Annotated in this window: 20 protein-coding genes and 1 tRNA gene; 11 read left to right on the top strand and 10 right to left on the bottom strand. The window is 67.7% G+C overall.

Going from position 1 to position 19,204, the window contains the following annotated elements:
- The first annotated feature begins 47 nt into the window (after nt 1-47).
- Nucleotides 48-1,196 carry an N-acetyltransferase gene (locus ACP7CK_RS14555; RefSeq protein ID WP_426026487.1) on the top strand — a complete coding sequence of 383 codons (1,149 nt, stop codon included), beginning with the start codon at nt 48-50 and terminating at the stop codon, nt 1,194-1,196.
- Nucleotides 1,197-1,227: 31 nt separating this feature from the next.
- Here ACP7CK_RS14555 and mscL read toward each other — a convergent pair whose 3' ends face one another.
- The 7 genes from mscL to aroA all read right to left on the bottom strand — a co-directional run bounded on the left by mscL (nt 1,228) and on the right by aroA (nt 6,692).
- Nucleotides 1,228-1,644 (bottom strand): large-conductance mechanosensitive channel protein MscL, encoded by a 417-nt coding sequence (gene mscL, locus ACP7CK_RS14550; protein ID WP_008263083.1) that lies wholly within the window; start codon nt 1,642-1,644, stop codon nt 1,228-1,230.
- A 34-nt stretch (nt 1,645-1,678) separates the two neighbouring features.
- Nucleotides 1,679-1,969, bottom strand: a complete 291-nt coding sequence (locus ACP7CK_RS14545; protein ID WP_035307045.1) for an integration host factor subunit beta — start codon at nt 1,967-1,969, stop codon at nt 1,679-1,681.
- Between the two features lie 244 nt (nt 1,970-2,213).
- Entirely contained in the window at nt 2,214-3,917 is a 1,704-nt protein-coding gene (rpsA, locus tag ACP7CK_RS14540; protein ID WP_426026486.1) for a 30S ribosomal protein S1, read from the bottom strand.
- A 194-nt stretch (nt 3,918-4,111) separates the two neighbouring features.
- The gene (gene cmk, locus ACP7CK_RS14535; protein WP_008262509.1) at nt 4,112-4,756 is read right to left on the bottom strand and encodes a (d)CMP kinase; all 645 of its coding nucleotides are present in this window, start codon (nt 4,754-4,756) and stop codon (nt 4,112-4,114) included.
- A complete protein-coding gene (locus tag ACP7CK_RS14530; RefSeq protein WP_008262856.1) occupies nt 4,756-5,064 on the bottom strand; it encodes an addiction module antidote protein in 309 nt (102 codons plus the stop codon). The genes cmk and ACP7CK_RS14530 overlap by 1 nt, the downstream gene beginning before the upstream one ends.
- Complete coding sequence (locus ACP7CK_RS14525; protein WP_426026485.1) at nt 5,057-5,380, bottom strand: type II toxin-antitoxin system RelE/ParE family toxin; 324 nt, start codon at nt 5,378-5,380, stop codon at nt 5,057-5,059. The genes ACP7CK_RS14530 and ACP7CK_RS14525 overlap by 8 nt, the downstream gene beginning before the upstream one ends.
- A 4-nt stretch (nt 5,381-5,384) precedes the next feature.
- Complete coding sequence (aroA, locus tag ACP7CK_RS14520) at nt 5,385-6,692, bottom strand: 3-phosphoshikimate 1-carboxyvinyltransferase (RefSeq protein ID WP_426026484.1); 1,308 nt, start codon at nt 6,690-6,692, stop codon at nt 5,385-5,387.
- 124 nt (nt 6,693-6,816) lie between these two features.
- Here aroA and ACP7CK_RS14515 point away from each other — a divergent pair, with 124 nt between their 5' ends.
- The 3 genes from ACP7CK_RS14515 to ACP7CK_RS14505 all read left to right on the top strand — a co-directional run bounded on the left by ACP7CK_RS14515 (nt 6,817) and on the right by ACP7CK_RS14505 (nt 8,729).
- A complete protein-coding gene (locus tag ACP7CK_RS14515; RefSeq protein ID WP_008261678.1) occupies nt 6,817-7,275 on the top strand; it encodes a TIGR02300 family protein in 459 nt (152 codons plus the stop codon).
- A gap of 219 nt (nt 7,276-7,494) precedes the next feature.
- A tRNA-Ala gene (locus ACP7CK_RS14510) sits at nt 7,495-7,570 on the top strand.
- 82 nt (nt 7,571-7,652) lie between these two features.
- Nucleotides 7,653-8,729 (top strand): mechanosensitive ion channel family protein, encoded by a 1,077-nt coding sequence (locus ACP7CK_RS14505; RefSeq protein ID WP_426026483.1) that lies wholly within the window; start codon nt 7,653-7,655, stop codon nt 8,727-8,729.
- Nucleotides 8,730-8,770: 41 nt separating this feature from the next.
- Here the strand turns inward: ACP7CK_RS14505 and ACP7CK_RS14500 are convergent, their stop codons facing one another.
- Entirely contained in the window at nt 8,771-10,909 is a 2,139-nt protein-coding gene (locus ACP7CK_RS14500) for a malate synthase G (protein WP_426026482.1), read from the bottom strand.
- A gap of 151 nt (nt 10,910-11,060) precedes the next feature.
- Here ACP7CK_RS14500 and ACP7CK_RS14495 point away from each other — a divergent pair, with 151 nt between their 5' ends.
- Both ACP7CK_RS14495 and ACP7CK_RS14490 read left to right on the top strand, forming a co-directional pair.
- Entirely contained in the window at nt 11,061-11,711 is a 651-nt protein-coding gene (locus ACP7CK_RS14495; RefSeq protein WP_426026481.1) for a DUF1345 domain-containing protein, read from the top strand.
- Between the two features lie 122 nt (nt 11,712-11,833).
- On the top strand, nt 11,834-12,208 hold the full coding sequence (locus ACP7CK_RS14490; RefSeq protein WP_008262635.1) for a hypothetical protein: 375 nt from the start codon (nt 11,834-11,836) through the stop codon (nt 12,206-12,208).
- 93 nt (nt 12,209-12,301) lie between these two features.
- On the opposite strand, the gene ACP7CK_RS14485 is transcribed toward ACP7CK_RS14490, so the two are convergent.
- A complete protein-coding gene (locus ACP7CK_RS14485; RefSeq protein WP_426026480.1) occupies nt 12,302-12,457 on the bottom strand; it encodes a hypothetical protein in 156 nt (51 codons plus the stop codon).
- A gap of 269 nt (nt 12,458-12,726) precedes the next feature.
- Here ACP7CK_RS14485 and ACP7CK_RS14480 point away from each other — a divergent pair, with 269 nt between their 5' ends.
- Both ACP7CK_RS14480 and ACP7CK_RS14475 read left to right on the top strand, forming a co-directional pair.
- Nucleotides 12,727-14,301: a tetratricopeptide repeat protein gene (locus tag ACP7CK_RS14480; protein ID WP_426026479.1), complete on the top strand. Its 1,575-nt coding sequence runs from the start codon at nt 12,727-12,729 to the stop codon at nt 14,299-14,301.
- A gap of 31 nt (nt 14,302-14,332) precedes the next feature.
- Nucleotides 14,333-16,006, top strand: coding sequence for a peptide chain release factor 3 (locus ACP7CK_RS14475; protein WP_008263012.1), 1,674 nt, complete (start codon nt 14,333-14,335; stop codon nt 16,004-16,006).
- On the opposite strand, the gene ACP7CK_RS14470 is transcribed toward ACP7CK_RS14475, so the two are convergent.
- Entirely contained in the window at nt 16,003-16,620 is a 618-nt protein-coding gene (locus tag ACP7CK_RS14470; RefSeq protein WP_292149723.1) for an SCO family protein, read from the bottom strand. The two genes, ACP7CK_RS14475 and ACP7CK_RS14470, sit on opposite strands and share 4 nt — an antisense overlap.
- Nucleotides 16,621-16,739: 119 nt before the next feature.
- Here ACP7CK_RS14470 and ACP7CK_RS14465 point away from each other — a divergent pair, with 119 nt between their 5' ends.
- The 3 genes from ACP7CK_RS14465 to ACP7CK_RS14455 all read left to right on the top strand — a co-directional run bounded on the left by ACP7CK_RS14465 (nt 16,740) and on the right by ACP7CK_RS14455 (nt 19,165).
- Nucleotides 16,740-18,170, top strand: coding sequence for an ActS/PrrB/RegB family redox-sensitive histidine kinase (locus ACP7CK_RS14465; RefSeq protein ID WP_426026478.1), 1,431 nt, complete (start codon nt 16,740-16,742; stop codon nt 18,168-18,170).
- 109 nt (nt 18,171-18,279) lie between these two features.
- Nucleotides 18,280-18,837, top strand: a complete 558-nt coding sequence (locus ACP7CK_RS14460; protein ID WP_035307519.1) for an ActR/PrrA/RegA family redox response regulator transcription factor — start codon at nt 18,280-18,282, stop codon at nt 18,835-18,837.
- A gap of 97 nt (nt 18,838-18,934) precedes the next feature.
- Nucleotides 18,935-19,165 carry a hypothetical protein gene (locus ACP7CK_RS14455; protein WP_008259985.1) on the top strand — a complete coding sequence of 77 codons (231 nt, stop codon included), beginning with the start codon at nt 18,935-18,937 and terminating at the stop codon, nt 19,163-19,165.
- The last annotated feature ends 39 nt before the right edge of the window (nt 19,166-19,204 follow it).

Genomic DNA, 19,204 nt, shown 5'->3' with positions numbered 1-19,204 from the left:
TGCGCCCTCGAGCAGCAGTCCCGGTTTCATTATGGGAAGGAGCGCCAATGTCCGTGCGACCCATCCGCAGATCCGACTACGAGGCCCTGAACAGGCTGCATCGTCAGGTCGGGTGGCCGGAGCGATCGCAGGCGGGGTGGCGCTGGCTGGAGGACAATCCGGCGCGCCGCGACATCGACGCGCCCTTCGGCTGGGTCGTCGCCGATCGGCAGGACGAACCGGTCGCCATGCTGGGCAATCTGATCCAGAGATTCTGCAAGGACGATGAAAGCCTGTACGCGGCGACGGGTTTTTCCATCATCGTGCCGCCGGAACGCACCGGCGCCAGCCGCTGTCTGATCAAGGCGATCCTGGCTCAGCCCGACCTGTTCGCCTGCTATACGCTGAACGCCAATCCCCGCGCGGCGCCGCTTTATCGGCTGTTCGGCCTCAAGCCAGGGCCGACGGAGACCCACGCCCTGAAACTGTCCTGGATGGTGGATCCGCTGACCTGTCTGAAGGGTCGACTGCTGCGGCGTCTGCTGGGCGGGATTTCGGCGGAGCAGGCCCGACGTCTGGGCGAGCCCCTGATGAACGCACGTCTGTTCCAGCGTCCACGCCTGCGATTGCCGGACGACGTCGTCGTGCTGCGCGATGTCAGGGAAAACTCGCCCTATGCCGACTTCTGGCGTGCGCTGACGGCCGAGGGGCGGCTGCTGGCGGACCGGGGGCCCGAGATCATGGCGTGGCGCCTGGCCGACCCGGACCAGACCTTGCCCCCCATCCTGCTGGGGCGGATGCGCGACGGACGACTGGTGGGGACGGCGACGGCGATGATGACCAAGACCAGCCCGATCGAACCGCCGTGCCTCGACATCATCGACCTGACGGCGCTGCAGACGGACCCGGAAGCGATCGAAGTCCTGGCGGGCGTCCTGATCGACAATGGGCGGGCGCTGGGCGCGGCCAAGGTGCGGTTGCCGGTGACCAATCCGGACATCCTGGACCATCTGGGCGCCCTGACGCCCAAGGCGCGGCGCGAAGGCGGCTGGGGGCATTGTCACGCGCGCGTCGATGACCCGGTCCTGGCTGAAACCTGGGCGCCGACGCCGTTCGACGGCGACTACGCCGTCTGCGCCCGCCCCGTGCCTCAACCCCGCGCCCGGCGCGCGCCGGTCCGCGCCTCAGCGGTCCAGGGTCGGTTCTGGAAGGCCTGACCCCGACCGGCCGGCGGGAAAAATTCCGGCTTCAGGGACGCGCCTTCAGCGCGTCGCGAATCTCGACCAGCAGGGATTCGATCGGCGTGGGGGCCGAGGGCGCCGGATCGGGCTTGGCCGCCTCCTGGCGCCGCATGCTGTTGACGCCCTTGACCACCAGGAAGACCACGAAGGCGACAATCAGGAATTGGATCACGGTGTTGGCGAAGGCGCCGTACTGAATCGCCACCTTCTCGACCGCCTCGGTCGCCGGGTTCTCGCGCCGCAGCACCCATTCCAGTTCGGAAAAGTCGATGCCGCCGGTCAACAGGCCGATGGGGGGCATGACGACCTGATCGACCAGGCTCTTGACGATGCCGTTGAAGGCCGCGCCGATGATCACCCCGACCGCCAGATCGACGACGTTCCCCTTGACCGCGAACTCGCGGAACTCGGACAGCAGGCTCATTCGAAAATTCTCTTGGCAGTCAGGACGTGGAGATTCAGGCGTCGCCGGACGCGTTCAGACGCTCGCGCAGTTCCTTGCCGCTCTTGAAGAAGGGCACGGCCTTGGCCGGCACCTCGACCGTCTCGCCGGTGCGCGGATTGCGACCCAGGCGCGCCGGACGGGACCGCACCGAAAAGGCGCCGAAGCCGCGCAACTCGACCCGGCCGCCCTCGGACAAGGCCCCGGTCATCTTGCCGAGGATGACATTCACCAGCCGCTCCACCTCCGCATGGGTCAGGTGGGTGTTCTCGGCCGCCAGCTTTTCGATCAGTTCAGACTTGATCATCAGGGCCCCTGCCAGCTCGCGATCGACAGGCCAGCGCTCGCCGACGATCCAGAAGCCGCACACTAACCCTCGCTCGCCGCGTGAAAAAGCCCTTATCCGCCAAGGAGGGGCGGCATTCGCATGATTTATGTCCGGTTCCGCTCATGCGGGTGCGCCAAAAAGAGAAAAGGGCGGCGGGATCGCTCCCGCCGCCCTCATCATTTTACGCTACCGCGGAGCGCGCGGCGCTCCGCGGCTTGAGCGCCTACTCCTTGGTGCCGGCGTTCTTCAGCGCGGCGCCCAGGATGTCGCCCAGAGAAGCGCCCGAGTCGGACGAGCCGAACTGTTCGATGGCTTCCTGTTCGTCCTTCATTTCCAGCGCCTTGATCGACACCGAGACGCGGCGCGAGGCCTTGTCCACGGCGGTGATCATGGCGTCGACGCGGTCGCCGACGGCGAAGCGTTCCGGACGTTGCTCGTTGCGGTCGCGCGACAGGTCCGACTTGCGCACGAAGGCCGTGACCGGCGCGTCGTCTTCACCGAACTTGACCTCGATGCCGCCGGTCTCGATCGACGAGACGGTGACGGTGATCTGCTGGCCGCGACGATAGGTGTCGCCCTCGCCGATCGGATCGCCGCCGAGCTGCTTGATGCCCAGCGAGACGCGTTCCTTCTCGACGTCGACGTCCAGAACCTTGGCCTTGACCATCTCGCCCTTGCGGTAGCGCTGGATGGCTTCTTCACCCGAGACCGACCAGTCGAGGTCGGACAGGTGCACCATGCCGTCGATGTCGTTGTCCAGGCCGATGAACAGGCCGAACTCGGTGGCGTTCTTGACTTCGCCCTCGACGGTCGAACCGATCGGGTTGTTGGCGACGAAGGCGTCCCACGGATTGTCCTGAGCCTGCTTCAGGCCCAGCGAGATGCGGCGCTTGGAAGCGTCGACGTCCAGGACGACCACGTCCACTTCCTGAGAGGTGGAGACGATCTTGCCCGGATGGACGTTCTTCTTGGTCCAGGACATTTCCGAGACGTGCACCAGACCCTCGACCCCGGCTTCCAGCTCCACGAAGGCGCCGTAGTCGGTGATGTTGGTGATGCGGCCCGTGTACTTGGCGCCGACCGGATACTTGGCTTCCACGCCGTCCCAGGGGTCCGACTGCAGTTGCTTCATGCCCAGCGAGATACGTTGGGTGTCCGGGTTGATCTTGACGATCTGGACCTTGACGGTGTCGCCGACGGCGAGAACCTGCGACGGGTGCGAGACGCGCTTCCACGACATGTCGGTGACGTGCAGCAGGCCGTCGATGCCGCCCAGGTCCACGAACGCGCCGTAGTCGGTGATGTTCTTGACCACGCCTTCGCGGACTTCGCCCTCTTGCAGCTGGCCGACCAGCTCGGTGCGCTGTTCGGCGCGGGCTTCTTCCAGGATGGCGCGACGCGAGACGACGATGTTGCCGCGCGGACGGTCCATCTTCAGGATCTGGAACGGTTGTTCCTTGCCCATCAGCGGGCCGACGTCGCGCACCGGACGGATGTCCACCTGCGAGCCGGGCAGGAAGGCCGAGGCGCCGCCCAGGTCGACGGTGAAGCCGCCCTTGACGCGACCGACGATGGCGCCGTTGACCGGCTGGCCTTCGGCGAACACGACTTCCAGACGGGTCCAGGCTTCCTCGCGGCGGGCCTTGTCACGGCTGATGACGGCTTCGCCCAGGGCGTTCTCGACGCGCTCCAGGTAAACCTCGACGTTGTCGCCGACCTTCGGCAGCTTGGCGTCTTCGCCCTGGCCGAATTCGCGCATCGAGATGCGGCCTTCGGTCTTCAGGCCGACGTCGATGATGACGATGTCTTTTTCGATGCCGACGACGCGGCCGTGAACGACCTGGCCTTCGCCGAAGTCGCGACCCTGAAGCTGTTCGTCGAGCAGCGCCGAGAAGTCGTCGCGCGTGGGATTGAGAGTATCAGACATGAAGCTCTGGTGTTTCCGGTAGGGCTGTGGCGCGCGACCGAACGGCCCCGCGCGAGGTGGACGCCCCTCACACAGCAAAGCGCTGCGCCGAGGCGAGAGGAAAAGATAGGCAGGTCGTCAGGATGCGAGGCCGTTCAGAACGATCAAAACGCCCGCGGAAGCCGAGGATGGACGCGTTGGATTTGTGAAACCGGTCAGAGACCGTGTTTCACGCGCGCCGCCTCGACGATACGGCGGGCCGCATCGAAGGCCGCCTCTATACCCATGTCGGTGGTATCCAGCAAGACCGCGTCTTCGGCCTGGACCATCGGCGCCGCGCCGCGACCGGCGTCGCGCTCGTCCCGGCGCTGAATGTCGGCCAGCATGTCGTCGAAGCCGATGTCGAAGCCGCGCGCCGTCAACTGTTTCCAGCGGCGGTCGGCCCGGGTCTCAGGCGCGGCGGTGACGAACAGTTTGGCGGGTGCGTCAGGCGCGATCACCGTGCCGATGTCGCGGCCGTCCAGCACGGCGCCCCCCGCCTGGGCCGCAAAGGCCTGCTGCAGGTCCAGCAGGGCGGCGCGCACGCCGGGATGGCCGGCGACGCGGCTGGCCGCCTCGCCCGCCTCGCCGGTGGTCAGGCGGGGATCGTCGGACACCTGAGCCGCGTCCAGGCCACGCGCCGCCTCGGTCGCCGCCGCCTCGTCGTCCAGTGAACCGCCGGCCTCAAGCAGTTTGACGCCCACGGCGCGGTACAGCAGGCCGGTGTCCAGGTGCGGCAGGCCATAGGTCCGCGCCAGCCGCGCGGCGATGGTGCCCTTGCCCGATGCGGCGGGGCCGTCGACGGCGATGATCAGCGACATCAAGCGGCGGAGTCCACGCGAACGGGGGCGAGGCGAAGGCCCAGGGCCTGCATCACCTTGAAAATGGTCGAAAGCTCGGGCCGCCCCTCCTCGCTGAGCGCCCGATAGAGGGCCGTGCGCGACAGGTCCGCGTCACGCGCCATCTGGGTCATGCCCTTGGCCCGGGCGACGACGCCCAGGGCGTTGGTGATGATGCGCGGATCGCCGAGTTCGGCGGCGTCTTCGAACGAGGAGACCAGATACTCTTCCACCGCCTCGGGCGTGTTCAGGTAACGGGCGGGATCGAATTCGATCAGGGGCTCAGTCATTTCGATACTCCTCAGCCAGCCGTTTCGCCTCGACAATGTCGCGGTCCTGGCTCGACTTGTCGCCTCCAGCCAGCAGAATGACCCAGGCGTCGTTCTTCTTCGTCGCATACAGACGATAACCGGGTCCGTAGGCGATCCTCAGTTCGCTGACGCCCTCGCCCACCGGCTTCACATCGCCCCAGTGACCGCCGGACAGTCGTTCGAGCCGGGTCGTGATCCGAGCCACCGCCCTCTGGTCGCGAAGCCTGAGAAGCCAGCGATCAAAAACCGGCGTGAACGTCAGCCTGATAGCCGCATTGTCGTCTATGGGCGACATTTCGTCAAGCGATCCGCCCGCCCAGGCCGTTCATCATCTCGACGAAGCCAGGGAAGCTGGTGGCGATCATACCGGGCTCGTCGACCGAGACGGGTTGTTCGGCGGCCAGGCCCAGGACCAGATGGCTCATGGCGATGCGGTGATCGTGGGCGGTGTGGACAACAGCGCCGCCCGGGACGGGACCGCCAGTGACGATGAAACCTTCCGGCTCCTCCTCGACCTGGACGCCGCAGGCGCGCAGGCCCTCGACCATCAGCGATATCCGGTCGCTTTCCTTGACCCGCATTTCGCCCACGCCGCGCATGACGGTGACGCCGTCGGCGAAGGCCGCCGTCGCGGCCAAAATCGGATACTCGTCGATCATCGAGGCGGCGCGGGCTTCCGGCACGACCACGCCCTTCAGGGCCGAATGGCGGGCGGTGATGTCGCCGACGTCCTCGCCGCCGGCCTGACGCCGGTTCGATATGGTCAGATCCGCGCCCATTTCGAGCCAGGTGTCGAACAGGCCGGTGCGCAGGGGGTTCAGCATCACCCCCTCGACCGTCACCACCGAGCCCGGCACGATCAGACCCGCCGCCAGGGGGAAGGCGGCCGAGGACGGATCGCCCGGCACGGCGACGAAGGTTCCGGTCAGCGGCTGACCGCCCTTCAGCGTGACCGTCCAGCCCTCGCCCGTTTCTTCCACGCCGACTTCGGCGCCGAAGGCGCGCAGCATCCGTTCGGTGTGATCGCGACTCTTCTCCGGCTCCGTCACCGAGGTGACGCCCTGGGCGTTCAGGCCAGCCAGAAGTATGGCCGACTTCACCTGGGCCGAGGCCACCGTCTGCACATAGTCGATCGCCGTCAGCGTCCCGCCGGTCAGGGCGACCGGGAGCCGGTCCTCGGCCGCCTGCCAGTCGAACCGGGCGCCCATGTCGGCCAGCGGGCCGGTGACGCGCTTCATCGGCCGCTTCCGCAGCGAGGCGTCGCCGTCGAAGGTGGCCGTCAGCGGATAGCCGGCGGCCGCCCCCATCAGCAGCCGCACGCCGGTGCCGGCGTTGCCGCAATCGATCACCGTCAAAGGCGTTTTGAAGCCGCCCGCCCCCTCGATACGCCATTTGCCGTCACCGGTCCGCTGGACCTTGGCGCCGAAGGCTTCGACCGCGCGGGCGGTGGCCAGGACGTCGTCGCCCTCCAGCAGGCCCTCGACCTCGGTGACGCCGGCGGCCATGCCGCCCAGAATCATCGAGCGGTGTGACATCGACTTGTCGCCGGGCGCGCGAACCGTTCCGGCAAGGGCGTCAGAGCGTCTGGAAGTCAGTTGGGACGGCATAATCACCCGCTTCAGGCTGCGTTCGCGAAAGGGCCGCGCGGGCGGCGCGAAAGATGGCTTTTGACAGCGGCTCCTAGGGGTGGCAAGGGACCGCCCCGAATTCAACCCGTTGAAGGTTCCAAACGTGGCCAATCCCGAACTGGGCGCCAAACAGGTTTGCCCGAACTGCCAGGCTAAGTTCTACGACCTGAACCGCCGCCCCGCACACTGCCCCAAATGCGCGACCGACTTCGATCCCGAAGAGGCGCTGAAGCTGCGCAGCCGTCGCGTTCGTCCCGGCTATCCCGCCGACGACGAAGAGACCGAAGATCAGGTCAAGGACAAGAAGGCCGAGTCCGACGAGGACGAGGAAGAAGAGATCCGGGCTCCGGAGATCGACGAGGAAGGCCATGAGCCGATCCTGACGCCCGACGACGATGACGACGACGCCCCCGCTGACGCTTCCGAAGAAGCCGGCATGGGCGCCACCGACGGCGACGACGACCTGGCCGACGACGATGACGACTCCGTGCCGTTCATCGAAGACGACGACGATGACTCCATTGAGGACGAGATCGCCAAGCCGTCGCGCGACGACGACTGATCTTTCTTGTTGCGTCCGCCGCATTTCCCGCTAGGAACTGCGGCGGACGGTCGATTTCAGCCCTCTTTTGGTTTGAAATCGCTGTGTTTTTTCGCCTCCGGAACCGATGCGAAAATAAATGTCGAAACGGGCTTGATCGCAAAAAAGCTCTGACATAGGTTCCGCCGCCTCGCCGGGGGCCATCGCAAGATGAACCCGGCGGACCAGACCGCAAGGTCCGGGGCTTTAGCTCAGTTGGTAGAGCGCTTGCATGGCATGCAAGAGGTCAGCGGTTCGACTCCGCTAAGCTCCACCAGTTTCCAGAAGCCCGGCTGTGAAAACAGCCGGGCTTCGTTGCTTTCTGGAACCTGAGCCGTTGGCCGCGCGCTTGCGCCCTTATGACATCCCCTATCCAGACCGGCCTCGAAACCCTCGACGACACCCAGATCGTTCGGGTGGCGGGCGCCAGCATCACTGTCGGCGGCCTGGTCAGCGCCCTGGTCATCCTGCTGGTCGCCCTGATCGTCGCGCGGCTGGTGACGCGCGCCCTGCGGCGGGTGCGCGAGCGTTCGGAACGCAGCCGCCAGGCCCTGTACCTGCTGGAGCGGCTGTCGGGTTACGCCGTCATCATCGTCGGGGTCATGTCGGCCCTGTCGGCGGCGGGCCTGAACCTGTCGTCGCTGGCGGTCTTCGCCGGCGCGGTGGGCATCGGCGTCGGCCTGGGCCTGCAGGGGGTGGTCAAGGAGTTCGTGTCCGGCCTGTTCCTGATCTTCGACCGGATGGTGTCGGTCGGGGACTATATCGAGATCGAGGACATCGGCATACGCGGCGCCATCATGGAGATCGGGCCGCGCGCGACGCGGGTGCGGACCAATGACAACGTCAATGTCCTGGTGCCGAACTCGCGCTTCATCGAACAGCCGGTGACCAACTGGACGCTGAAGGGCGACACCCGGCGCATCCACATCCCCTTCGCCGTCGCCTATGGATCGGACCGGGGCAGGGTGCGCGAGGCGGTTCTGGCCTGCGCGCGCGCCAGCCCCTTCACCCTGCCCGAGACCGAGGCGCGCAAGAGCCAGGTCTGGCTGGTGGGGTTCGGCGACAAGGGGCTGGATTTCGAACTGCTGGTCTGGCCGACACGCGAGGCGGTGAAGCGGCCGGCGGCCATGCACGCCGCCTACACCTGGCTGATCGCCGACGCCCTGGACGGCGCCGGGATCGAGGTGCCCTTCCCCCAGACCGACCTTCGGATCCGCAGCGCCTTCGGCCTGGAGGGCGACGACGCCCTGGGCCGGCTCGGCTATGGCCGGGGCGCGCGCCCGGCCCCGGCGGCGACCGACACGCGTCCTGCCCAGCCCTCTGTCTCCGCTTCGGGCGCCAGCAACGACGCCGCCGAGGACCTGATGATGGCCGAAGACGAGGACGGTCCCCTGGAACCCGCACCCGGCCTGCCGCCGGGACGGACGGGGGGTTAACGCTCCACCGCCCTCCGCCCTCCGCCCTCCGCCCTCCGCCCTCAGTGTGCGGCCTTGGCCCTCAGCCGGTAGGCATGAAGCAACGGCTCGGTATAGCCGTTCGGCTGGGCCGCGCCCTCGAACACCAGGGCGCGGGCGGCCTGGTAGGCCAGGCTGGCGGCGGGATCGGGGGCCATGGGGCGATAGAGCGGGTCGCCGGCGTTCTGGGCGTCGACCTTGGCCGCCATGCGCAGGAAGGCCGCATCCACCTGATCGGGGGTGCAGACGCCGTGCAGCAGCCAGTTGGCGATATGCTGCGAACTGATCCGCAGGGTGGCGCGATCCTCCATCAGACCGATGTCGTGGATGTCGGGCACCTTGGAACAGCCGACGCCCTGATCGATCCAGCGGACGACATAGCCGAGAATGCCCTGGGCGTTGTTGTCCAGCTCGGCTGCCACCTCGTCCTCGGACCAGTTGATCCCGTTGGCCAGAGGCGGGGTCAGCAAGGCGTCCAGACCCGGCGTCGGTCGGCTCGCCACCTCGGCCTGGACGGCGAAGACATCCACCGCATGATAATGCAGGGCGTGCAGGGTGGCGGCAGTCGGCGACGGGGTCCAGGCGGTGTTGGCGCCGGTCCGGGGGTGGGCGATCTTCTGCTCCAGCATGTCGGCCATCCGGTCGGGCGCGGCCCACATGCCCTTGCCGATCTGGGCCTTGCCGGACAGGCCGCATTTCAGGCCGATGGCGACGTTGCGCGCCTCATAGGCCGTGATCCAGGCGCTGGACTTGATGTCGGCCTTTCGCACCACCGGCCCAGCCTGCATGGCGGTGTGGATCTCGTCGCCGGTGCGGTCCAGGAAGCCGGTGTTGATGAAGACGATCCGGTCCTTCACCGCATGAATACAGGCCGCCAGATTGGCCGAGGTGCGGCGCTCCTCGTCCATCACCCCGACCTTGATCGTGTGGCGCGGCAGGGCCAGCAGGTCCTCGACCGCGTCGAACAGACGGTCGGTGAAGGCGGCCTCGTCCGGCCCGTGCATCTTCGGCTTGACGATATAGACCGATCCTGTCGCGCTGTTGCCGAAGGCCCCGCGCCCCTTGATGTCATACAGCGCGATCAGGCTGGTGACGACGGCGTCCATGATGCCCTCGGGCGCGTCCGACCCGTCGGCTAAACGGACGGCGGGCGTGGTCATCAGGTGGCCGACATTGCGCACGAACAGCAGGCTGCGGCCCTTCAGGGTCACGTCGCCGCCGTGGGGCGCGGTCCAGCGCCGGTCGGGCTCCAGCGCGCGGGTCAGTGTCTCGCCGCCCTTCCTGAAGGTGGCGGCCAAGTCGCCGCGCATCAGGCCCAGCCAGTTGCGATAGGCCTCGGCCTTGTCGGCGGCGTCCACGGCGGCGACTGAATCCTCCAGATCGACGATGGTGGTCAGGGCCGATTCCAGCACGACATCGGCCAGCCCCGCCGGATCACCGCGGCCCACGGGATGGGACGGGTCGATCACCAGTTCGATATGCAGGCCGTTGTGCGCCAGCAGGATGGAGGCCGGCGAGGCCGGGTCTCCGGTGAAACCGACGAACTGGGCCGGATCCTGCAGGGCGGGAACCAGGGCGCCGTCGACCACCGACCAGCCGGCGACATCGGCGTGCGTCCCCTCGCCCAGGGGCGCCGCCTCATCCAGAAACGCCTTGGCGCGGGCCACGACCCGGGCGCCGCGCGCCGCGTCATAGCCGCCGCCGGTCGGCAGGTCGCCCAGAGCATCCGTGCCGTAGAGGGCGTCGTACAGGCTGCCCCACCGGGCATTGGCGGCGTTCAGCAGAAAGCGGGCGTTCAGCACCGGCACGACCAGCTGCGGCCCGGCCATGCGGGCGATCTCGGCGTCTACGCCGCTCGTGCCGATGGAAAAGGGCGCCGGCTCCTCGACCAGATAGCCGATCTCGCGCAGGAAGGTCTGGGACGCGGCCACGTCATAGGGCTGGCCCCTGCGGGCGGCGTGCCAGGCGTCGATCCGGGCCTGAAGATCGTCGCGCCGGGCCAGCAGGGCGCGGTTCTCCGGTGCGAACCGGGCGAAGACCTCCGCCGCGCCGGACCAGAAGTCCGCCGGGTCCAGTCCCAGACCCGGCAATACGTCCTGTTCGATCAGGGCCGCGAGCTCGGCCGCGACCTTCAATCCGGCGCGATCTTCATAGGACGTCATGGCGGCCTTTCTCCGGCGCGGCGCCGGACCTGTAACAATGCGTGATCACGCTAAGCCGAGCGTGCAGGGCTTCGCAAGGGTCACGTTGCGTCAGGCGCTTCGCTTTTCGTCTAGCGCTTGCGGCGCGCGCATGGGGCGTCATGATCCGACCATGAGTCTGTTTCGCACCCTGCGCCTGTACGGCGTCCTGTTTTCCAGCCTGGGTGTGGTGATCCTGGTCGCCCTGCTGATCCCGGCCGGCGAAAGCGCTTTGACCCGGATGGCCTATGGCTGGATCGCGGGGGTCGCGGTCTTTATCGCCGCCACCCTGACCCGCATGGCCCTGGTCCAGGACGCCAACGCCATTCGCAGGCGCGCGGCGGCCCTGGACCAGACCGGCGCCGCCGTGCTGCCTCTCAGCCTGCTGGCGGCGGTGGCCAGTATCGTGGTGGTCGTCGGCGAGGCGGTGCAGGCCGGCGGCTCGCCGATTCTTGGTCTGCTGGCCCTGGGGACCGTGACCCTGTCCTGGACCTTCATCCACCTGATCTTCACCCTGCACTACGCCCACGCCTTCTATCAGCACGGCGACCACGGCAAGGACCGGGGCGGCCTGATCTTCCCCGGCGAAACCGAGCCCGACTATTGGGACTTTCTGCATTTCGCCCTGATCATCGGGGTGGCGTCCCAGACGGCCGACGTCCAGATCGCCGATCGGGGCATCCGTCGGCTGTCGACCGTGCACAGCCTGACCGCCTTTGTTTTCAACACGGTGATCCTGGCCCTGGCGGTGAATCTGGCGGTCGGATTGGTGGGCGTTTCGTAGAATTCCCGGATCGCCCGGTCAGAAAGGCTTAACCGCGTCCGTGAACGGGACCGCAAGCGACTGGGGCGTAAGACTGTGTGTACGGACGACCTCCCGTCCGGATCGCAAGAAGCGTCTCGCCCATGCTGTTTCTTCTGAACGACGTCGTGTTCGACCTGGACGAGGCCTGTCCGGTCACGCCCGCCGACGCGCGCCGGTTCGAGAAGCTGGGCTTCGACTATGTGCTGGAACTGGGCTGCGAACTGTTCGCCGAGGATCCGCTGCTGCACCGCAACGATCCGGGCCGCGCGCGCCGTCTGGCCTGGCTGATCGCCGAGCGCAGCCCCGAGGTCAACGCCGCCCTGTTCGCCGCGCCGACAGCCGCCTGCAATCCCGACCTGGTCGAGCCGCGCTTCTGCACCCTGCCCGACGTGGTGATGAGGCAGTTGCAGGAGAAGGGCCGCCGACTGGACGCAATCGCGGCGGATCGCGCCGTGTGGAACCGTCTGGCCGCCTGACCGTCTCTACTCATCGTCTGAGGCGGATCCCCAGACGCCTGTTTATTCCGTTAAGCGACCGATCAAACGGCCGCGCCAAATGTCGTCGCGCCTTCAGAACGCCGTGAACAAGGCGTGGACGACGGCCGCCGCGGCGAAGATGAGGCCGAAGCCGATCACCAGTCCGAAAGCGGGGTGCAGCTTGTGCGGGCGCTCGAATTTCGAACGGTCGAGACCGACGGCGCGGTCCTCAGGATGGATAACAGCCATCGTCATTTCCTTTCCCTATGGTCCCGGATCGATCCGGGAGAGAAGCGCCGGGCTCTGACGGCCTGATCGTCTCCTCAGACCCGACAATGACTCCAATAGCCCCTTATGGCGAGGGGTTATTTGATGTGGCGCAAATCGCGCGCAGAGAGCAGGATTCTTCGCGCGACATGCACACGGCTCTTTACGATTCCGCACAACCTTTGCGACAAATCGAAGGTCGGGGGAGACGGGACTAATCAGTCCCGTTCGGCGGGGACGAGGAGCAGGCCATGAGGATATCCGGACTGGGCGCCGTACTGGCGGTCGCCTTAGCGGCGCTCACTCTGACGGCGACAACGGCGCGTGCGGATTGGCTGAAGGCGGAAAGCGAACGCTTCATCGTCTATAGCGAGGGCAGCGAGCGTTCGCTCAGGGAGTACGTCCAGAAGCTGGAAACCTTCGACCGGGTCATGCGCTATCGGTCAGGCTTTCCGATGAACGAGGCGCCGGCCCGCAAACTGCCCATCTATCTGGTGAACTCCAGGTCCGGTCTGCTGCGAGTGCACCCCTCCACCCCACAGAATGTGGTCGGCACCTATTTCCCGACATCCGAAGACATATTCGCGGTGGCCATCCGCGGCGAGAACGACGAAATCCTGCTCCATGAATACGTCCACCATTTCATGTTGGGCAGCATGCCGGCCGCCTATCCCGGCTGGTTCGTCGAAGGTTTCGCCGAATACTACATGACCGCCGACATCGACGGCGGCAAGATTCAGGTGGGCGGCTATAGCGAAAACCGGGCCTATTGGCTGTTCAACGGCAGTTGGATCCCACTGGAGATGCTGCTGCGGTCGCGGCCGGCGGAGATTACGCGCAGCAGCTATCGCGAAACCTATTATCCGGTCGCCTGGTTGCTGACCCATTGGTTCTTCAGCGATCCCGCGCGTCTTCAGCAGTTGAGCGCCTATCTGACCTCAGTCGGCAACGGCGGCGATCCTGTGGAGGCCATGGAGACCGCAACCGGCATGACCATGGGCGAGTTGCGCACCGCCCTGCGTCGATATCTGAACCAAAGATCGCTGGTCGTGCGGGTCATCACGGGCGACTTCCCGCCTGCGGACATAACCGTAACCCGCCTGCCCCGTTCGGCGAACGACCTGCTGCTGATCAACCAGAGACTGAAAATCGGCGTGGAGGACGAGGATCGGGCCGCCCTGGGGCAGGAGGTGGCGAGCATCGCCGCCCGCCACGGCGACGACCCGCTCGCCTTGCTGGCCGCCGGTCACGCCGGCATGCATTTCGGCGACCGCCCGGCTGGAGAACGCGCTCTGCAACGGCTGATCGAGCTAGAGCCCGACAACGTCGAGGCCTTGCAGTTCCTGGCCCAGGAACGCCTGCGTCGCGCGCGCGACGTCGAGGACGCCGCCGAGAGCATGGCGCTGAAGCGCGAGGCGAGAACCTATCTGGGCCGCGCCTATGCCGCCGCCAACAACGACTATCGGACGCTGATGCTGATCGGCGAGATGCGTAGTGGCGAGCCCGGCTATCCCAATGAGAACGACATGCTGACGCTGGGCCTCGCCTTTGACCGGGCGCCGCAACTGGCCGAGGTCCGCCTGAGCTACGCCGCCGCCTTGATCGAAACCGACGAAAAGGAAGACGCGGTCAGGCTGCTTAAACCCCTGGCGAATAATCCGCACGGCGGCGGTGCGTCGGACATGGCGGCGCGGATGATCGCCGCGCTCGAGGGCGGGGAGCCATCGCCCACTCTGGAGGAGCCGCTTGACGGCGCGACAGCCTCCCAGCCCGAGTCTCCATCGGAAGACAGCCCTGAATCGCCCCCGGCGCCCGCCAGCGAGTGACTTTCACGCCCGGGCGCGCTAGTCGCGCGCCATGACACTGACACTGCCCGAGGAAGCGGCCAAGTCTTCAAGGACTCTCGCCGCCGAAGCGGCGAGGCGCCGGACCTTCGCCATCATCGCCCACCCGGATGCGGGCAAGACGACCCTGACCGAGCACATCCTGCTGGCCGGCGGCGCCATTCGCGCGGCCGGGGCCGTGCGGGCGCGGGGCGAGAACCGGCGGACCCGGTCCGACTGGATGAAGATCGAGAAGGAGCGGGGCATCTCCGTCAGCGCCTCGGTCATGACGTTCGAGCACGACGGCAAGATGTTCAACCTGCTCGACACGCCGGGCCACGAGGACTTCTCCGAGGACACCTATCGCACCCTGACCGCCGCCGACTGCGCCATCATGGTGCTGGACGCCGCCAAGGGGATCGAGCCGCAGACGCTGAAACTGTTCGAGGTCTGCCGCCTGCGCGACATCCCGATCATCACCTTCATCAACAAGCTGGACCGCGAGGCCCAGGACCCGATGACGCTGCTGGACGACATCGCATCGCGGCTGCAACTCGACCCGGCCCCCATCTGGTGGCCGGCCGAGAGCGGCAATCGTCTGCGCGGCATGGTCGAGGTCGGCACCGGCCGGTTCCAGCCCTATACTCGCAAGATCGCCGGTTCAGCCGAGGATCCCGAACACCCCGCCGCCCTGCCGCTGGACCAGGCGGCCCAGTATTTCGAGGCGGGCGAGCAGGACGCCCTGGCCGAGGCCGTCGAACTGGTCGAGGGCGGCTATCCGGCCTTTGACCGTCAGGCCTTCCTGGAGGGCCATATGACGCCGGTGCTGTGGGGGTCGGCCCTGCGCCATTTCGGCATCGACGAACTGCTGAAGGCCATCGGCGACTGGGCCCCGGCGCCCAAGGTGATGAAGGCCAGGAAGGAATCTCCGCCCGAGACCCGCAACGCCCCCGCCCCCGTCGATACCGTCGTCGAGCCCGGCGCCGACGAGGTCACCGGCTTCGTCTTCAAGGTCCAGGCCAATATGGACCCCAACCACCGCGACCGGATCGCCATGTTCCGCATGGCCTCGGGCGCCTTCAAGCGCGGCATGAAGCTGAAGGTGCAGAACACCGGCAAGTCCCTGTCGGTCAATGCGCCGATCATGTTCTTCGCCAGCGACCGCGAACTGGCCGACGACGCCTTCGCCGGCGACGTGATCGGCATTCCGAACCATGGCGTGCTGCGCGTCGGCGACAGCCTGTCGGAAAGCGGGGTGGTGCGGTTCGCCGGCCTGCCGAACTTCGCCCCGGAAATCCTGCAACGGGTCCGGGTCAAGGATCCGCTGAAGGCCAAACACCTGAAGAAGGCGCTGGAAGGCCTGGCCGAGGAAGGCGTGACCCAGTTGTTCCGGCCCGAGATCGGGTCCGACTTCATCGTCGGCGCCGTGGGCCAGCTGCAGTTCGAGGTCATGGCCGACCGACTGGGCGAGGAATACGGCCTGGACGTCATCTTCGAGCCGTCCCCCTATGCCGAGGCGCGCTGGGTCACTCCAGCCTCGGGGGGAACCGACGCGGACATCGAGGACTTCAGCGGCAAATACCGCCCCCAGATGGCCCGCGACATCGACCAGGCCCCGGTCTTCCTGGCCAAGTCCAGCTGGGAGACCGGCTATGTCGGCGAACGCTTCCCCAAGGTGGCCTTCACCAAGACCAAGGAGCGGGGTTAGCCCCGCGCCATCGCGTCTTCGATGATCTTGGTCGCCTTGTCCGGACCCAGGCCATAGGCGACGGCGGTGCGGAACTTGCCGTCAGGGCCCATCAGATAGACGGTCAGCGAGTGGTTCATCGTGTAACCCTCGCCCTCGCCGACTTTTTCGTAGTAGGCGCGGTAGGCCTTGGCCGCCTGGGCGACCTGTTCCGGCGTGCCTGTCAGGCCGATGGTCCCCCTGGGGAAGCCGTCGGAGGACAGATAGTCCTTCAGCTGCCGGGGCGTGTCGCGTTCGGGGTCGATGCTGACGAAGACGATCTGGAGGTCGTCGGCCTTGTCGCCCAGCCGCTGCTGCACCGCGCCCAGCTCGGCCAGGGTGGTGGGGCAGAATTCGGGGCAGTAGGTGAAGCCGAAGAAGACCAGGCTCCATTTGCCGTTCAGCATCGTCTGATCGACGGGCGCCCCGTCCTGGTTCACCAGTTGGAAGTCGCCGCCGACCAGCGGCTGGCCGGTTGAGGAGACCTCGCCAGCCGCCGGGCCACGGCCTGACACCACCACCACGGTGACGATGGCCAGGGCGGCGGCGATGGCGATACAGGCGCCCGCGAACAGCAGGATGGAACGACGCGGCATGACGACCTCTGACGAAAACCTCAGACCCGGTCTATAGAAGGCCCGTGACCTCGACAGAAGACCGCATCGCGCCGCATGCGCCCCCGCCTCCATCGGAGGGGAGTCTGTCCGGCGCTTCCTTGGCCGACGCCGGCCTGTCCGAAGCGGGTTGGCGCGAGGCGCCGCGGCGGGGACGCGGCTTTTCGCTGCGGACCCTGATCGTCCTGCGCTGGCTGACGATCCTGGGCCAGAGCGTGGCCATATTGACGGCGTCGCAGGGCCTGCACTTCCCCCTGCCCTTGTGGCCCTGCCTGATCGTCATCGCCGTCAGCGCGGCGGTCAATGTCGGGGCCATGGCGCGGGTGAGACGGCTGGAGGCCAGCCTGCCGGACGGGCGAACCACGGCCGTCCATCTGGGGTTCGACATCTTCCAGCTGGGCCTGCTGCTGGGCCTGACCGGCGGGCTGGAGAACCCCTTCTGCCTGCTGCTGGTGGCGCCGGTGACGATCGCCGCGGCGGCCCTGCCCGCCCGCCAGGCCCTGTTGCTGGGCCTGCTGGCCCTGATCGCGGTGGGGGTGCTGTTCTTCTGGTCCGAGCCCCTGCCCTGGCGCGCCCACGAGAATTTCCACCTGCCCCTGCTCTATCGGCTCGGCATGGCCATGGCCCTGGTGACCGGGGTGGTGTTCACCGCCGGCTACGCCTGGCGGGTGGCGGCCGACGCCGAGAAGCTGGAACTGGCCCTGGCCACGACCCAGGACGTGCTGCAGCGTGAGCAGAGGCTGGCGGCCCTGGGCGGGCTGGCGGCGGCGGCGGCGCACGAGCTGGGCACGCCGCTGGCGACCATCCAGGTGGTGGCCAAGGAGCTTCAGCGAGCCTCGGCCCCTGACAGCGACGCGGCCGAGGACGCCGCCCTGATCCTGCAACAGGCCGAGCGGTGCCGGGGCATACTGACCCAACTCTCGCAACAGCCCGAGGGCGACGACGCCCTGTACGCCGATGTGGCGCTGAAGGCCCTGCTGGAAGAGGTGGTGGAGCCGCACCGGGGGTTCGATCTGAACTTCGAGGTTCTGGTCAAGACCCCGCCCGGCCAGCCCGCCCCGCGCGTGCGCCGGATGCCCGAGGTGGTCCACGGCCTGTCGACCCTGGTCGAGAACGCCGCCGATTTCGCCGCCTCCACCGTGCGGGTCCAGGCCCTGGTCGACGCCGGCTGGATCGAGATCGCCATCCTGGACGACGGCCCCGGCTTCGCCAGCGACATCCTGCCCCGGCTGGGCGAGCCCTATGTGACCAGCCGCCCCCAGGGCAAGGCGCGCCTGGCCCTGGCCGCCCAGATCGCCGCCGCCACGTCCCGGCGGCGCAACACCGGGGCCGAGACGCCCATCGCCCCCAGCCAGGGCGGCATGGGTCTGGGCTTCTTCATCGCCCGCACCCTGCTGGAGCGGACCGGGGGGGTGGTCAGCGTCGGCCAGGGTCTGCCGCGGCCCGAAGTCCCTTCCGACGCCCGCAGCCCTGCGCGCGGCGCCCGCGTGGCGGTGCGGTGGGCGCGCCCGGCCCTGGAGGTGGCGGCCTGAAAGGGTCCAGTCCCGCCCAACCTGCGTATTGGGTCGAAGAGTCGCAGGGTTGAACCTTGGCCTTGACCCCGACCCGCCCCGCCCCGACTTGAACCGGCAGGAGAGACCCATGCCCGAGATAGACGCCCGTATCGCCGCCCTGCCCGACAAGTCCCTGCTGCTGCTGGACGACGACCAGGCCCTGCGCACCCGAATGGGGCGGGCGCTGGAGGCGCGCGGCTTCGAGGTGACGACCGCCGAGTCCGTCGCCGAGGCCACCCGGTTGCTGCGCGACAAGGCCCCGGCCTTCGCCGTGCTGGACATGCGGCTGGAGGACGGCAACGGCCTGAAGGTCGTCGAGGCGGTGCGCGACCGGCGCGCGGACGCCCGCATCGTCATGCTGACCGGATACGGCGCCATCGCCACGGCCGTGGCCGCAGTCAAGGCCGGGGCCGTCGACTATCTGTCCAAGCCCGCCGACGCCGACGACGTGGTCAAGGCCCTGCTGGCCACGGCCGACGAGGCGCCCGAGCCGCCGGACAATCCGATGAGCGCCGACCGGGTGCGCTGGGAACATATCCAGCGCGTCTATGAACTGTGTGACCACAATGTCTCGGAGACCGCGCGTCGCCTGGGCATGCACCGCCGCACCCTGCAACGCATCCTGGCCAAGCGCGCCCCGCGCTGAACCGGGCGGCCGCCCCGCCCCCGACCTGAGCTGATCCACGGGTGGCCGCAAAATTGCGTCACGCCGGACCAGCTTCTCGCTTTGGGACGGATCAGGCATGGCCGCGCAACACACCGATTTCGCCCTGCATCTGGCCGAGGTCCGCCCCGGCCTGTGGAACTGGCGCGTGCTGGGCGATGACGGCGAAGCGGCCGTGACCGGCGACACGACCACGAAAGAGACCGCCTACCAACAGGGCGAACTGTTCCGCCGCTACCTGTGCCGTTTCAGTGCGGAACGCGGCGGCGCTGGCCGTTCGGCCAGGCTGCGTTCGGCCCCTCGGCGCTGATCCTCAAGACGCGGGCGGGCGCCTGAAGCGGGTTGGGGT

It is taken from the genome of Brevundimonas sp. TSRC1-1 (assembly GCF_049898245.1).
Taxonomy (GTDB): Bacteria; Pseudomonadota; Alphaproteobacteria; order Caulobacterales; family Caulobacteraceae; genus Brevundimonas; species Brevundimonas mediterranea_A.
This window is presented reverse-complemented; position numbering and strand designations above follow the sequence as displayed.

Excerpts from the sequence above, each read along its gene's own strand:
- ACP7CK_RS14485 (WP_426026480.1), bottom strand. The coding sequence starts at position 12,457 with ATGGCTGTTATCCATCCTGAGGACCGCGCCGTCGGTCTCGACCGTTCG.
- ACP7CK_RS14490 (WP_008262635.1), top strand. The coding sequence starts at position 11,834 with ATGCTGTTTCTTCTGAACGACGTCGTGTTCGACCTGGACGAGGCCTGT.
- ACP7CK_RS14530 (WP_008262856.1), bottom strand. The coding sequence starts at position 5,064 with ATGACTGAGCCCCTGATCGAATTCGATCCCGCCCGTTACCTGAACACG.
- ACP7CK_RS14470 (WP_292149723.1), bottom strand. The coding sequence starts at position 16,620 with ATGCCGCGTCGTTCCATCCTGCTGTTCGCGGGCGCCTGTATCGCCATC.
- ACP7CK_RS14500 (WP_426026482.1), bottom strand. The coding sequence starts at position 10,909 with ATGACGTCCTATGAAGATCGCGCCGGATTGAAGGTCGCGGCCGAGCTC.
- aroA (WP_426026484.1), bottom strand. The coding sequence starts at position 6,692 with ATGCCGTCCCAACTGACTTCCAGACGCTCTGACGCCCTTGCCGGAACG.
- ACP7CK_RS14545 (WP_035307045.1), bottom strand. The coding sequence starts at position 1,969 with ATGATCAAGTCTGAACTGATCGAAAAGCTGGCGGCCGAGAACACCCAC.
- rpsA (WP_426026486.1), bottom strand. The coding sequence starts at position 3,917 with ATGTCTGATACTCTCAATCCCACGCGCGACGACTTCTCGGCGCTGCTC.
- mscL (WP_008263083.1), bottom strand. The coding sequence starts at position 1,644 with ATGAGCCTGCTGTCCGAGTTCCGCGAGTTCGCGGTCAAGGGGAACGTC.
- ACP7CK_RS14555 (WP_426026487.1), top strand. The coding sequence starts at position 48 with ATGTCCGTGCGACCCATCCGCAGATCCGACTACGAGGCCCTGAACAGG.
- ACP7CK_RS14525 (WP_426026485.1), bottom strand. The coding sequence starts at position 5,380 with ATGTCGCCCATAGACGACAATGCGGCTATCAGGCTGACGTTCACGCCG.
- ACP7CK_RS14475 (WP_008263012.1), top strand. The coding sequence starts at position 14,333 with ATGACACTGACACTGCCCGAGGAAGCGGCCAAGTCTTCAAGGACTCTC.
- cmk (WP_008262509.1), bottom strand. The coding sequence starts at position 4,756 with ATGTCGCTGATCATCGCCGTCGACGGCCCCGCCGCATCGGGCAAGGGC.
- ACP7CK_RS14455 (WP_008259985.1), top strand. The coding sequence starts at position 18,935 with ATGGCCGCGCAACACACCGATTTCGCCCTGCATCTGGCCGAGGTCCGC.
- ACP7CK_RS14505 (WP_426026483.1), top strand. The coding sequence starts at position 7,653 with ATGACATCCCCTATCCAGACCGGCCTCGAAACCCTCGACGACACCCAG.
- ACP7CK_RS14480 (WP_426026479.1), top strand. The coding sequence starts at position 12,727 with ATGAGGATATCCGGACTGGGCGCCGTACTGGCGGTCGCCTTAGCGGCG.
- ACP7CK_RS14495 (WP_426026481.1), top strand. The coding sequence starts at position 11,061 with ATGAGTCTGTTTCGCACCCTGCGCCTGTACGGCGTCCTGTTTTCCAGC.
- ACP7CK_RS14460 (WP_035307519.1), top strand. The coding sequence starts at position 18,280 with ATGCCCGAGATAGACGCCCGTATCGCCGCCCTGCCCGACAAGTCCCTG.